Annotated in this window: 14 protein-coding genes; 5 read left to right on the top strand and 9 right to left on the bottom strand. The window is 39.2% G+C overall.

The genetic code is table 11. The annotated features are described in order from the left end of the window. Positions 1–35: 35 nt before the first annotated feature. The 6 genes from M3225_RS22450 to M3225_RS22425 form a co-directional block, all read right to left on the bottom strand. Positions 36–953 (bottom strand): proline dehydrogenase family protein, encoded by a 918-nt coding sequence (locus tag M3225_RS22450; protein WP_251397460.1) that lies wholly within the window; start codon positions 951–953, stop codon positions 36–38. A 177-nt stretch (positions 954–1,130) separates the two neighbouring features. Further along, on the bottom strand, positions 1,131–1,388 hold the full coding sequence (locus tag M3225_RS22445) for a YusU family protein (protein WP_251397457.1): 258 nt from the start codon (positions 1,386–1,388) through the stop codon (positions 1,131–1,133). Continuing rightward, the gene (locus tag M3225_RS22440; protein WP_251397454.1) at positions 1,381–2,151 is read right to left on the bottom strand and encodes an IucA/IucC family C-terminal-domain containing protein; all 771 of its coding nucleotides are present in this window, start codon (positions 2,149–2,151) and stop codon (positions 1,381–1,383) included. The genes M3225_RS22445 and M3225_RS22440 overlap by 8 nt, the downstream gene beginning before the upstream one ends. Next, positions 2,141–2,968: an ABC transporter ATP-binding protein gene (locus M3225_RS22435; RefSeq protein WP_285885909.1), complete on the bottom strand. Its 828-nt coding sequence runs from the start codon at positions 2,966–2,968 to the stop codon at positions 2,141–2,143. Before M3225_RS22435 ends, M3225_RS22440 begins: the two co-directional genes overlap by 11 nt. 26 nt (positions 2,969–2,994) lie before the next feature. Then, a complete protein-coding gene (locus M3225_RS22430; RefSeq protein ID WP_251397451.1) occupies positions 2,995–4,044 on the bottom strand; it encodes a FecCD family ABC transporter permease in 1,050 nt (349 codons plus the stop codon). Then, positions 4,041–5,045, bottom strand: a complete 1,005-nt coding sequence (locus M3225_RS22425; protein WP_251397448.1) for a FecCD family ABC transporter permease — start codon at positions 5,043–5,045, stop codon at positions 4,041–4,043. Before M3225_RS22425 ends, M3225_RS22430 begins: the two co-directional genes overlap by 4 nt. A 179-nt stretch (positions 5,046–5,224) precedes the next feature. Here M3225_RS22425 and M3225_RS22420 point away from each other — a divergent pair, with 179 nt between their 5' ends. After that, complete coding sequence (locus M3225_RS22420) at positions 5,225–6,214, top strand: ABC transporter substrate-binding protein (protein ID WP_251397445.1); 990 nt, start codon at positions 5,225–5,227, stop codon at positions 6,212–6,214. A gap of 107 nt (positions 6,215–6,321) precedes the next feature. Further along, the gene (locus tag M3225_RS22415; RefSeq protein WP_251397442.1) at positions 6,322–6,495 is read left to right on the top strand and encodes a YozQ family protein; all 174 of its coding nucleotides are present in this window, start codon (positions 6,322–6,324) and stop codon (positions 6,493–6,495) included. Between the two features lie 32 nt (positions 6,496–6,527). Here the strand turns inward: M3225_RS22415 and M3225_RS22410 are convergent, their stop codons facing one another. Together M3225_RS22410 and M3225_RS22405 are read right to left on the bottom strand one after the other, a co-directional pair. Further along, positions 6,528–6,665: a hypothetical protein gene (locus tag M3225_RS22410; RefSeq protein ID WP_014457868.1), complete on the bottom strand. Its 138-nt coding sequence runs from the start codon at positions 6,663–6,665 to the stop codon at positions 6,528–6,530. Positions 6,666–6,701: 36 nt separating this feature from the next. After that, the gene (locus M3225_RS22405) at positions 6,702–9,791 is read right to left on the bottom strand and encodes an efflux RND transporter permease subunit (protein ID WP_251397439.1); all 3,090 of its coding nucleotides are present in this window, start codon (positions 9,789–9,791) and stop codon (positions 6,702–6,704) included. Positions 9,792–10,060: 269 nt separating this feature from the next. Between M3225_RS22405 and M3225_RS22400 the strand changes: the two genes are divergently transcribed. Then, positions 10,061–10,933: a TetR/AcrR family transcriptional regulator gene (locus M3225_RS22400; RefSeq protein ID WP_251397436.1), complete on the top strand. Its 873-nt coding sequence runs from the start codon at positions 10,061–10,063 to the stop codon at positions 10,931–10,933. A 24-nt stretch (positions 10,934–10,957) separates the two neighbouring features. On the opposite strand, the gene M3225_RS22395 is transcribed toward M3225_RS22400, so the two are convergent. Further along, positions 10,958–11,542, bottom strand: a complete 585-nt coding sequence (locus M3225_RS22395) for a DUF502 domain-containing protein (protein WP_251397433.1) — start codon at positions 11,540–11,542, stop codon at positions 10,958–10,960. A gap of 171 nt (positions 11,543–11,713) precedes the next feature. On the opposite strand from M3225_RS22395, the gene M3225_RS22390 reads away from it, so the two are divergent. Beyond that, on the top strand, positions 11,714–12,508 hold the full coding sequence (locus M3225_RS22390; protein ID WP_251397430.1) for an SDR family oxidoreductase: 795 nt from the start codon (positions 11,714–11,716) through the stop codon (positions 12,506–12,508). Positions 12,509–12,636: 128 nt separating this feature from the next. Further along, on the top strand, positions 12,637–13,839 hold the full coding sequence (locus M3225_RS22385) for an MFS transporter (RefSeq protein ID WP_251397428.1): 1,203 nt from the start codon (positions 12,637–12,639) through the stop codon (positions 13,837–13,839). Positions 13,840–13,844: the final 5 nt, after the last annotated feature.

Raw genomic sequence — 13,844 nt, 5'->3', positions numbered from 1 at the left:
TTATTTCTTACTTTGTCATCACGACCATTTCATTATTATTTTTTTACGATTCCTTTTAAGACAAATGCGACATTTGCAGGTCTTTCTGCAAGGCGCCTCATAAAGTACCCGTACCAGTCCGTTCCATAAGGAACGTACACTCTCATTTTATATTGTTCTGCTACGAGCTGAACCTGCCTTTCTGATCGAATGCCGTACAGCATCTGAAACTCAAACTGATCGACTGAGATTCCATGCCTCTTAACGAACTCTTTTGTATACTGAATGATTCGTTCATCGTGAGTAGCGACTGCTGTGTAGTGACCGTTTAATAAGTGGAGCCCAATGATGTTTTTGAAGTTTTCGTCTACATCTTCTTTATCAGGAAACGCCACGTCCGCCGCTTCTTTGTACGCTCCTTTCACTAACCTTAATTTAGGAGCATAAGTATCTAATTCACGAACGTCACTTTCTGTGCGATATAAGTACGCTTGAAGCACCGTCCCTACGTGTTCATACTCATTTTTTAATTGTTTAAATAGTTTAATCGTCTTCCTGCATCGCTTATAGTCCTCCATATCAATCGTCACAAACACGCTATACTTTTCCGCTTCACTCAGAATACGCCGCATATTATGAAGCGCCAAATCTTCGGAAATATCCAGTCCCATAGACGTTAATTTTAAAGAAATTTCTGAATCTAATCTTTCTTTGTGTATAAGGTGAATGGCCTTTATGCATTGAGCGGCAGCATTATTGACTTCAGCTTCACTTTCCACAAACTCTCCGAGATAATCAATCGTTACTTTTAATCCTTGTTCATTTAGCTTTTTTATTACACTAACAGCTTCATCGATGGTTTCCCCTGCAACAAACCGTGTTGCTCCAAAACGTAAGCCATAGCGCTTAGCTAGCTTTGTTAACTTTTTGCTTTTTGATAACAATAAAAAAAAGTTTCTTATCGTTTGTTCCAAAGCAACCCCCCGCCTTCACTTGTCATACAATTCACAAATTTTATATAATTATCATTAATTTTACCATTTTTTCAACTAGATAGATAGGCACCCTTTATTAACATATGCACACAAAATCAAAAAGCGACCGGGAGCTTTTTGATAAAAAAACATCCATCAGCTTCGTGATGAATGTTTTTATTCTGGTTTTCGCTGCGACGCTCGATGCGCTTCATTCAGCTCTTTTATTTCCTTCACAATCTCGACCATTTCAGCTTTTGCTTCTGGATATAATTGATTCCAATGCTTTGTTAAAGGCGGCATAGATTTTGAGATATGATTGTAAAGTGCCCACATTTTTACTTTTCCTTGCAGCTGTTCGTCACTTTCACCAACCATTAGTTCCGTATACTTTTCAATCAAACCGTCGAATTGCTCTTGAAAGGTTTTAGTCATGCACACTCACTCCTTTCTTTGATTTACAAATAACCGGACATGTTCGACAATAAGTCTCTTTAGCTCCTGTTTGGTAAGACAAACAGCACGTTTGCCGAACTCTTATCTCCTGCTTTTGTTTCTCTACATATTGAGGAGGTGAACTGTACCGAACAAGCGGATTGTTATGATATGAACCAAAGTGATGACCCTCAGCTTCTTCTAACACGTATCGTAAATCTTTTTGCACTTGCATGTTATCTATTTCTTCGTTTGCTAAAAGCAAATCATAAAGCCAGTGGATATAAACAGCTACGTTTTCCCACAGCGTCAGCTTTGAAATTTTTGTCACTTTACGCAGTGCTGACCATATCGGCTCAAGTTGATAAGCAAACAATTCATCAAGAAGTTCATCAAGAAGAATTTCGTGATTCTCCTCTGTTACTTCTGTCGTTTCAATTTCTGAGATAAACACTTTTGGAAGCCACATCGTTTTAACTTCTTCTGTATGCAAAGAAACATTTTTAGTCGATGCGTTTATCTTTTTTTGAAACACAATAAATGAATACAAAGCTGCAACCACAACAAAACTATATCGCTTCGCTAACATTGAAGCAGCTGCTCTCAAGTTAGCGGCCTCCATCGTCTGTTGAATCCATAGCAATTGCACCCTCAGCGTGCTTTCATCCATGCAGCTGGAGGGAGACAACCTGTACAGCGAGTTATCTTTAAACGTACAGCGGAATTTTTCTGCTAACTCGCTTTGCTCTTTCTTATTGAGCATGCTGCGTTTCAACTCGCAGCTTATTCACAATACATCGCCCGCGCCCATGAGGAATACAAAGAGGTGTTCCAAATAACGGATCCACCGTCACTTCACAGTTCATATTAAAGACTCGCTGTACTAAATCGCAGTTAATGACTTCTTCTGGTCTTCCCTGTGCATAGATTTTTTTATCTTGAAGCGCCACAATATGATGAGCATAGCGGCAGGCTAAGTTTAAATCATGCAGCACCATCACGATGGTACGATTTTCTTTTTCATTCAGTTCAAACAACAAGTCCAAGATCTCAATTTGATGCGTCATATCTAAATACGTTGTCGGTTCATCAAGTAAAATAATATCCGTATCTTGCGCTAATGTCATGGCGATCCATGCGCGCTGACGCTGTCCTCCAGAAAGCGAGTCAACTTGACGATCAGCCAAGTCTGCTAACCCTGTTGATTCGAGTGCATTTTGTACTTTTTCTTCATCTTCTTGAGACCACTGACGAAACCAATTTTGATACGGATAGCGCCCTTGTTTAACAAGTTGAAGCACTGTCAAGCCTTCAGGTGCAACAGGACCTTGCGGAAGGATTGCTAGCTGCTTTGCAATTTCCTTTGTAGGAAGAGAGGAAATTTTAGAGCCTTCTAGTAAAATAGAGCCGGCATGTGGCTTTAATAATCTTGCTAGTGAACGCAGCAGCGTAGATTTTCCGCATCCATTACTGCCGATAAAGACCGTAATCTCACCCTTTGGGATGGTAACGTCAAGCTCATCTATAATCATCGCTTCTCCATATGATAATGTTAGCGATTTTGTTTCTAACGAATGCATGCGAATCGCTCCTTCTACAAAGAATGCTATACGTTTCTTTGTTTGTATAGTAAATAAATGAAGTACGGTGCGCCAATTGCAGCTGTAAATACACCTGCTGGCACTTCGATTGGCAAGAAGAATGTTCGGCCAATTAAATCTGCTCCTGTGATTAAAATCGCTCCGATTAGTGCCGATAGTGGTATTAAAGCTCCGAATGATGAACCTACAAGCTTTCGGGCAATATGTGGAGCAAGTAATCCTACAAAGCTAATTCCGCCGGCAAATGCAACGGCGCTTCCTGTTAAAGCTGTGCTCATCAGCAATAGTGCCAATCGATTTTTTTGAACGCGACTTCCAACGTTAGTCGCAATTTCTTCACCTAACTCTTGAACATTTAAATTTCGAATCATTAAAATCGTGATCATAACCAGCCCTGCTGTAACAGGAACTAGTATGGAAACACTGGCCCAATTTGAACCATAAACCGTTCCCGTAATCCAAATATTTGCTTGGCTGGCGCGGTAGATAGGACCCATGATCATAAACAACGTGGTCATAGCTTTCGTTAACGCTGTTAATCCAATTCCTATTAATACTAGTGTAATAGGAGAGACGCCATTTTTCCAGGCAAACACATAAAGTAAAAGCGCCACTGCCACTGCACCTAAAAATGCGCTAACAGGCATCCAATTAATACTTACGGTTAATGAGTTGCTTTTATCACTAAATAGTGTCAAAAATAACACCACACCGACTGAAGCTCCTCCTGTTAATCCGATTAAATCTGGTGAAGCAAGCGGATTTCTCACAAGTCCCTGCAAGATAGCACCCGCAATGGCTAAACAAATACCGGCACAAATGGCAACGATAATGCGCGGCAGTCTAAAAGATGTAACAACTAACCGTTCAAACTCCAATCCATGCCCTGCTAAAATGTTAATCACACGAAAAGGATTGATGAATAAGTCACCCGTACCTGCACTTAATAAAAAGAGTGCCACGAGTGCAGCTGAAAATCCTGTAATAATCAGAGCTGCTTTTATGTTAACTAAAAATGAAATCCGCTTTAAGCGAAGAGATAAGTATGTTTTCATGACACTTTCGCCCCTTTCCTTGCCATATAGATAAAGAAAGGTGTACCAATAACGGCAGTCATGACTCCAACAGGGATTTCTTGAGGCATAATGACATACCTGGCCGCAACATCAGCTAATAAAATTAAAATTCCGCCGGCAACCGCACTATAAGGAAATACCCACCGATAATCTTGTCCTACAATTGCTCTTACAACGTGTGGAACAATGATTCCGACAAAGCTAATTGGACCGGCTACTGCAACGGCTCCACCAGCTAAGATGGCAATAATGATGCCGCTTATAATTTTGACAAGCGCCGTTCTTTGACCTAATCCTTTGGCTACATCTTCACCAATCGTTAAAATATTAATTTTTGAAGCGATAAAAAAAGTAACAATGACCGCCGGCACTACATAAGGTAGTATGCCATACAGCATTTCTACCTTGCGGCCTTGAACAGACCCAGCCAGCCAAAAGAGAACTTGGTCAAGCGAAGATTCATCTACGGCCAACAGCCCTTGTGTTAAAGAAGAGAAAAAGGCTGCAATAGCCGCTCCTGCGAGCGTCAATTTAATAGGCGTTAGTCCTTCTTTTCCGATGGATCCAAGAAAATAGACCACCACCACGGTTAAGGCTGCTCCTACAAATGCAATCCATGTAAAAGCTTGAAGTGAATTGACCGAAAAAATCATCACTGCAACAACAATAAAAAAGCTGGCCCCAGCGTTCACACCAATAATATCTGGTGAAGCAAGTGGGTTTTTCGTTAACGCCTGCATCATTGCTCCTGCAATTCCTAAACAAATACCTACCACAGCACCGATTATAGCGCGCGGCAATCGAATATTTTGAATAACTATGTGCTCATTCGAACCGTTAAACGCTTGAAAAGCTTCAAATGCTGTTTTGATACTTGTATCTGTGTATCCGAGTACGATACTTAATCCAATACAGATTAAAAGCAGCATGATTCCAATGATGAGCCCCATTACTTTCATTTGAACACTGCGTAGCATCATTTTCATTGCTCTCCTCTAAGATGATTCCTATATATATCTAACCTTTAGTTTAGGAAACATTGAAAAAAGTGTCAATGATTTTGAGAATCATTTTCATTTTTTAATTGACACCGCTTAAAAGTTAGAATATTATCTTAATTGTTAATGAAAATCATTATCACTTATGAGGGGGAAAAAACGTGAATACATATCGTAAAAGTAAGCTGTCATATTTGTTATCGATTCTTACAATTATGACTTTGCTTGTGCTGGCGGCTTGCGGTAATTCAAACAGTGCTGACAGCGATAAAAAAGAAAAAACTGAAGGTTCTGGCGAAACCTATACAATTAAACACGCGATGGGTAAAACAGATATTAAAGGAACACCTAAACGAGTTGTCGTTTTAACAAACGAAGGTACTGAAGCTCTTCTTGCAATGGGTGTAAAGCCTGTTGGTGCTGTTCAATCCTGGTTAGGAAATCCGTGGTATGATCACATTAAAGGTCAAATGAAAGGCGTTAAAAGTGTAGGTACAGAAAGCGAACCAAGTTTAGAAGCAATCGCTGCTTTAAAACCTGACTTAATTATCGGAAATAAAATGCGCCAAGAAAAAGTATACGACCAGCTGAATCAAATTGCTCCGACTGTATTTTCTGAAGAGCTGCGCGGAGATTGGCAATCAAACTTTAAACTATATGCAAAAGCTGTAAATAAAGAAGAAAAAGGTAAAGAAGTATTAGCTGACTACGACAACCGCGTAGCAGATTTAAAGAAACGTCTTGGTGATCAGTTAAAACAAAAAATCTCAGTTGTACGCTTTACAGCTGGAGACGTTCGTATCTATCATAAAGACTCATTCTCAGGCGTTATTTTAGATCAGCTTGGATTTGCTCGCCCTGAGTCTCAGCAAAAGAATGATTTAGCTGAAATGAATGCAACAAAAGAGCGCATTCCGGCAATGGACGGTGATCAGTTATTCTACTTCTCTTATGAAACGGGAGACGGTGAAGCAACAAAGCTTGAAAAAGAATGGATAAACGATCCGCTCTTTAAAAAGTTAAAAGTAGCTCAAGAAGACCATGTTCATAAAGTAGATGATGCTACTTGGAACACAGCAGGCGGTATATTAGCAGCTAATATCGTACTTGATGACATTGAAAAAATCTTCTTAGATAAAAAAGAGCAATAATATGCAAAAAGAGCTTCGATGAATCGAAGCTCTTTTTACATGTATAAAGTATTTCTTTTCATCGCACACTAACTGTGGTCTCACTTTATTAAAAAGGAGTGGTGAAAATGAATTCAAAAAAACAGCCTAAAAAGCAACCTAATACAACTGAAATGGCTGACCGCCAGTTCGAAACGGAAGATTATAACCGACAAGATGCACTCTCACAAGGCCTAGCAGAAACACATGAGCAAGTAAGTGACGCCTATCAAGAAGGATCATTTGAAGATACAGATCGTTAATAAAAAAGAGCTGACTCTATGTCAGCTCTTTTTTATTTTGAATGCTGCCATGCCGTTTTAGGCAATGACATGGACATCCACTGCTGGCGCTTTGATTTATCAATCGTCACTTTCTTTGCTTTAATTCCTTGTTGAATCAGCTGTTTCATTAGTTTATCAATTGACTTCATCACTATTCACCTCAAAAGCGGAAATTTGTTTTGCTTCTACTCTTTTACTTTTTTGCGCTTAAATTTCATAAAAAATTCATAGACAATTGGCACGATAATGAGCGTGAGTAGTGTAGAACTTGTTAGTCCTCCAATTACCGTAACCCCTAGCCCTTTTGAAATAAGGCCTCCACCTTCAAATCCAAAAGCTAATGGAAGCAGTGCACCAATCGTTGCAATAGCTGTCATTAAGATTGGACGAAGACGTGTCATTCCAGCTTCTAGTAAAGCTTCACGCGTTGAAAGACCTTCTTGCTCTTTATGAATCACGCGGTCAATCAGGACAATCGCATTTGTTACAACAATCCCAATGAGCATAAGAGCTCCAATCATCGAAGAAATACTAATCGTTTCCCCAGAGATTAAAAGCGCCACTAGCGCACCAATCAGCGTAAATGGAAGTGAGAATAAGATAGCAAATGGCGCTAAACCTCCACCAAATGTTAGTACAAGTACGAAATACACGATACCAATGGCTGCAAGCATGGCAATTCCTAATTGACTAAATGAGTCATTAATTTGCTCTGATGCTCCGCCAAAGTTAATATCCATATCACTTGGCAAATCAATTTTTTTCACTTCTTTTTGGACGTTAGAAGAAACGCCACCTACATCGTCACTCTTAATATCAGCACTTACCTCTGCATAAATTTTATTATCACGGCGAGTTACCGTATTCGATGTTTTCCCTTTTTTAATATCTACAACTTCATTTAATGTAACTTCCTGTCCAGTTTGAGAGGTCACTTTTGTGCTTGAAAGTTCCGCAAAAGTAGAGAAATCCTCTTTTTCTTTTGGAAGATATACGTTAATTTCGTTTCCGTCTTTTCGAATGGTCGTTAATACTTCACGCTGTCCAAGATTCGAAATTTGCATGCCGATTTGACTAGCAGACAAGCCAAGTTCAGCTGCTTTCTTTTGGTTCGGTACTAACGTATATTCATCAAACGTATCTGAAAGCGTAGAATCGACATTTTTTAGTTCTTTATGTTTTTCTAAAACGCGCTGAACTTTATCAGCATAAGGTTTAATTTCATCTAAGCTATCTCCGTAAATAAGGACGTTTAATGAATTATTGCTGCCGCTAGACGCCGTATTCATTGAGCCCCATTCACCTTGGTTCGCTTGTTTATTAAGAGCTTTTAATACTTTATCCTGCTCTTTATCAAAGTTTTTTGTATCCTCGTCATATTGCACAAATGTTAAAACATTATTTTTGCTTCCCGGATTAAAAGAGTTACCTTCACCGAACGAATACTGAACCGTTTTGACGCCATCGCGTTTCATCAAGTACGCTTCTGCACGATTCGCTGCTTTTTCTACATCGCTTTGAGACTGTCCAGCTTTCGGTGTATACGTAAGCGTCAGCGTTTTTTCTTGATCGGATGACAAGAAGCTCACGCCAATAGAAGGAACTAAGAATAAGCTTCCTACTAATAGTAATAAGGCTAACCCAAAGGAAATAAGCTTATGGTTTAACGTCCAGTTCAAGATTCGCTTGTATCCATGCGCTAGCTTGCTTGGCTTTTCTTCTTTTACTTTTACATTTGTTTTAAATAACGAATGAGCAAGCATTGGCACGAGTGTTACTGCTACTAGCAGTGAGGCTAACAGTGCAAAAACAACCGTTAACGCAAACGGTAAGAATAGCTCTCCTACTGGCCCTTCTACTAGACCTAACGGTAAAAATACGGCCACGGTTACGACTGTAGAAGAGAAAATCGGAACAAACATTTCTTTCGTCGCAGCGACAATTAAATCTTTTCCTTTAAGCTTTTCTTCCTGATAAGCCATGCGGCGGTAGATATTTTCAATAACGACAATGGAATCATCTACAACCCTTCCGATGGCTACAGTCATCGCCCCAAGCGTCATAATATTTAAAGAGATATCCATTGATTTGAGCGCTAAAATGGCGATTAATAGCGAAAGCGGAATCGAAATAACGGCAATAACCGTTGAACGAATATCACGTAAAAATAAAAGAATGATAATAACCGCAAAGACCGCACCAATAATGGCTTTATTTAGCATCGTATGAACAGAATCTTCAATCGGTTTACCTTGATCAAAAATATTGTCAACGTGAAGGTCTTTATTTTTCTTTTCTAGGCTATTCATTTTTTCTTTAATATCATTTACCACGTTTACTGTGTTAGCATCTGTTGCTTTAACAACTTGCACAGCAATTGAAGGTTTGCCGTTCGTGCGAGAAATGGATTCTGCTTTCCCCGTCACTTTAATATCCGCAATTTCTTTTAATTTCACAGTTGGAATAGAAGCTGCGGAAGGTGCCTGCTGTTGGCTCATTCCTTGTTGCTGACCTTGAGCAGCTCCTTGACTAGGCACAGCTGGAATCTCTAAGTTTTCCAAATCTTTTTCTGTTGTCATCTTTCCGTCTACCACAACAGATTTCTGAGATCCATCCATCGTATAAGTACCCGCCGGCACTTTTGCATCAGATGCTTGGATAAGCTTTTTCACCGTATCTTCATCGAGTCCCAGCTGCTTGAGCTTGTCTTGTTTGAATACAAGTTCCGCTTCTTCAACTTGTTCTCCTGACACGCTGACCGAAGAAATCCCTTGCACTTTTTCAACTTGTGGAACAACGGTATTTTTTACATACTTCGTTAATTCTTCTAATGATTTTTTATCATCTGAAACACTTAATGAAATAATCGGAAAATCACTAATGCTTTGTCTTGAAACATTTGGTTCCTCTACATCATTTGGCAGATCGACGTTTGAAAGAGCTCGTCTAACTTCGTCTTCTGCCTTCTCCATATTTTTACTAAAACCATATTCAACTTGAATGGTAGCCATATTTTCATAAGAAGACGAGCTAACTGTGTCAACACCGCTTAGTCCCTGAAGCTTTTGTTCAATGGGCTTACTCACCTTGTCTGCCACTTGTTCCGGAGTGGCTCCCGGATAAGTTGCACTGACTGTTACAACAGGCGTTGAAATATCAGGAATGGTCTCTAGCTTCATATTAAATCCTGAATACAGCCCTGCAATAATGACAAAGAGTGTTAACAGCCATACTGCAAATTTATTTTTCAATGAAAATTTAATAAACTTCCCCAATGCATATCCTCCTTCAAATATATGTATACTAATAAAATTGACTGATCGGTCACAACAACTTAAAATATAAATGACTAACTAGTCAGTGTCAACCCTAAGCAGGCTCTCTCCTGACATGTTCATAATAAAGACATATTTACGATAAATCGTTTTTTAAAGGAACTGACTCTCGGTCTTAACTTTGATATATCTCTTTATCTTTTTTAGTGTATGATACTATTATCTAACGAAATGAATGGCCAAATTGTTCAATAAAGGAGGTAGAATACTTGAAAGAAAAAGAAAAAAGAATAATTGAAGCAGCGATTAAGCTTTTTGCAAAAAAAGGATTTAATGCTACCTCTGTGCAAGAAATTGTAGATGAATGCAATATTTCTAAAGGCGCGTTTTACCTGCACTTTAAATCTAAGGATGCACTTTTATTATCGATTCTAAACTTTTACTATGAAAAGCTTTTTAGCTCTGTTTATGCTCTCGACGAGGCAGTAAACGATGCTCGCAGCCGCTATATGAATCAGCTCATCTATTTCTATGAATTTATTACGGAGCACAGAGATTTTATTATCATGCAAATCCGTGAAAAGTCTATTCCATTCAATAAAGACGTGGAGAACTTTGTTCATAAAATGCAGCGAGAAACGTTTTACTTTCACTGCAAAAGTCTCGTTAGCGTATACGGAGAAGAAGTAACGCCTTATATCTCGGATTTAACAAAAATGATTGAAGGTATTCATCAGTCTTTTTTAGAAATTATTATCTTCAATCAATATGAACTTACCTTTAAAGAAGTCGCGCAGTACATAATGGACCGAGTTGATGTATTAGTAGAAGATTTATTAACTAAACAACCTCGTCCCCTTATTCCTGCTTCTTTTGGTGAAGACATATACGGAAAGGAACGAATGACTTTTCTAAGTAAAAATGAGCAATTAAAACAAGCTATCGAGGAAATTAAACAGCTGTTAGACACCAGCGATCATATTTCTGAAGAGCATGCAGACAGCTTTCACATTTTAAAAACGGAGCTAAAAAAAGATAAGCCTACCGCCGCTATTGTAAAAGGCATGATTAGAAATTTAACAGAGCTTAAGACATTAGAAGAACCACTTAATCTTTTAACAGTCCTACTCCAACAAAAATAACAGAAGGCTTCAACAAGCCTTCTGTTATTTTTCTGTTTTCGAACTAGATACTCCCCCAGATAACACGAACTTCATTGCTTCTTCCGGCTTAATATCTAACCACTCAATTTCTTCTTTTGGAACCAAAAAAGTAAAACCGGCTACTTGAAAAGTTTGGGGGACATAGACGGCTACATGGTCTTTTAATGAGTGAATAACCTCTTCTACCTCTTCAGACGTCACAAACCCTATGACTTTCATTGACGTGCCTGGCATCGTCACTAAAGCTACTTTTGAAAAGGATTTTTTCTCTCCAAGAAAAGATTGAAATGTATCTTTAATGACACTATATAGCGTTTTAACAAGCGGTATTTTTTCTAACAATCGATCAATTAAGTTAATAATTTTCCCCGCGAAAAAACGAGTAGATAACCATCCTAAGAAGGTAATTAAGACAAGAGTCGCCAAGATTCCGATCCCAGGTATATAATCTTGCTTCATATAGGGCTTCAATACGTTCCCTAAAATGCTGTCTAAAAAATTAAACACTCTTACCAAAATATAAATAACAAGGATAATAGGGACAATCGTTAAGAGTCCATTAATAAAACTTTTTATGATTGCTTTCATGCAAACACCTCATCTTTTCTGACATACTGCTGTTCATTATACAATGGATTTGTTTTCGCTGCGCCTTTTTATTCTTATTCACATACGTATAAACTAGCGACGTTTTATCAAAATAATAGATGGGTACATGAACATACATACTTATATACCTATTTTTGCGGAGGGATACAATTGGGACGTCTAGAAACAAAAATTGCTGTTATTACAGGGTCAAGCTCTGGCATAGGAAAAGCAACTGCTGAACGCTTTGCGAAAGAAGGCGCGGTTGTTATTTGTGCCGATATTAATTTAGACGGTGTAAAAAAAGTAGCACAAGAAATTAAAGACGCTGGCGGTGAAGCATACGCCTACTATATCGATGTAGCTGAAGAAGAGAAAGTAAAAGAGTTCACAGCGGAAATTGAAAAGAAATTTGGAAAAGTGGACATTCTTTTTAATAATGCGGGGACAGACACAGAAGGCGGCAAGCTTCACGAATATCCAGTAGAACTTTGGGATCGCTTAATGTCGGTAGATTTACGCGGAACATTTCTTGTAAGCAAATACGTTATTCCGCTGATGTTAGAAAATGGCGGATCGATTATTAATAATTCATCCGTATCCGGATTAGCAGCAGACTTAGACCGTTCTGGCTATAATGCGGCCAAAGGTGCTATTACTAACTTAACAAGAAGCATGGCAATTGACTACGCTCGTGAAGGTATTCGCGTTAACTCAATTGCTCCTGGAACAATCGAAACACCTCTTCTTGATGATTTATCAGGCTCTGAAGAAGGAAAAAAATTCAGAAAAGCATATGAATGGGTCGATCCGATGGGCCGTCTAGGCAAACCGGAAGAAGTAGCCGGTGCTGTATTATTTTTAGCATCCGATGACAGCTCGTATGTAACAGGTGATTGCATTACTGTAGACGGCGGTCATATGGCTTATACATGGCCTGGAAAAATGCTTTACGATAAAATGTGAAAATAAAATTAGCTCTATACCATTAGGTATAGAGCTTTTCCGTTTGAGTTTTTCTTTAAAATAGACGTGACATTATGTCAAGACAGGTGTAAACTTAAAGCAAAATTCTTTGCTTCTAGGAGGAAGACATGAAAACAAAACAATTATCAGAACGTCAGCTTCTTGGCATCGCAGGACTAGGATGGCTCTTCGATGCAATGGATGTTGGCATTTTGTCTTTTATCATTGCAGCTCTTCACGCTGAATGGGGGCTTTCCCCTACTGAAATGAGTTGGATAGGCAGCGTCAACTCGATTGGAATGGCCGTTGGAGCTTTGGTGTTTGGATTACTCGCTGATCGAATTGGACGAAAAACCGTTTTTATTGTGACTCTTGTTCTTTTTTCAGTGGCAAGCGGTCTTTCAGCTCTTACTACTACCCTTGCTGCTTTTTTAGTATTTCGATTTTTAATTGGAATGGGTTTAGGAGGAGAGCTTCCAGTTGCTTCTACACTTGTTTCTGAGACCGTAGCGCCGGAAAAACGCGGTAAAGTAGTCGTGCTGTTAGAAAGTTTTTGGGCGTTTGGCTGGCTACTGGCAGCGCTTATTTCTTACTTTGTGATTCCAGCTTACGGGTGGCAGTTAGCGCTTATCCTAACCGCTATTCCAGCGTTTTATGCCGTTTATTTGCGCATTAAACTGCCCGATTCTCCTCAATTTGTGGAAGCGACAAAGGAAAAGAAACCGTCGATTGCGGACAATGTAAGAAGCGTGTGGTCTAAGCCTTATCGTCAATCTACCATTATGCTGTGGGTTCTGTGGTTTTGCGTTGTATTTTCATATTACGGCATGTTTTTATGGCTACCTAGCGTCATGGTCATTAAAGGATTTAGCTTAATCAAAAGCTTTGAATATGTATTGATTATGACATTAGCTCAACTTCCTGGCTATTATACGGCTGCTTGGTTTATTGAACGCATGGGCCGAAAATTCGTATTGGTCACATATTTGTTAGGTACGGCTGCCAGTGCATATATCTTTGGAAATGCGGAGTCACTTTGGCTGCTGCTAACAGCAGGTATGCTGTTGTCTTTCTTCAACTTAGGCGCTTGGGGAGCTTTATACGCGTATACACCTGAGCAATACCCGACATCTATTCGAGGCACAGGAGCTGGAATGGCCGCTTCTTTTGGACGAATCGGAGGAATCTTAGGGCCGCTGTTAGTTGGGTATATGTCAACGCAAGGTGCGTCTTTAACCGTTACGTTCTCAATCTTTTGTGCAGCTATTTTAATCGGTGTCGGTTCGGTTGTTTTTCTAGGAAAAGAAACCAAACAAAAACAGCTCGCATAAAAAAA

The sequence above is a fragment of the Priestia aryabhattai genome (genome assembly GCF_023715685.1).
GTDB classification, from domain to species: Bacteria; Bacillota; Bacilli; order Bacillales; family Bacillaceae_H; genus Priestia; species Priestia aryabhattai_B.
Note: the sequence above shows the minus strand (reverse complement) of the source record. Positions and strands in the feature narration are given on the sequence as shown.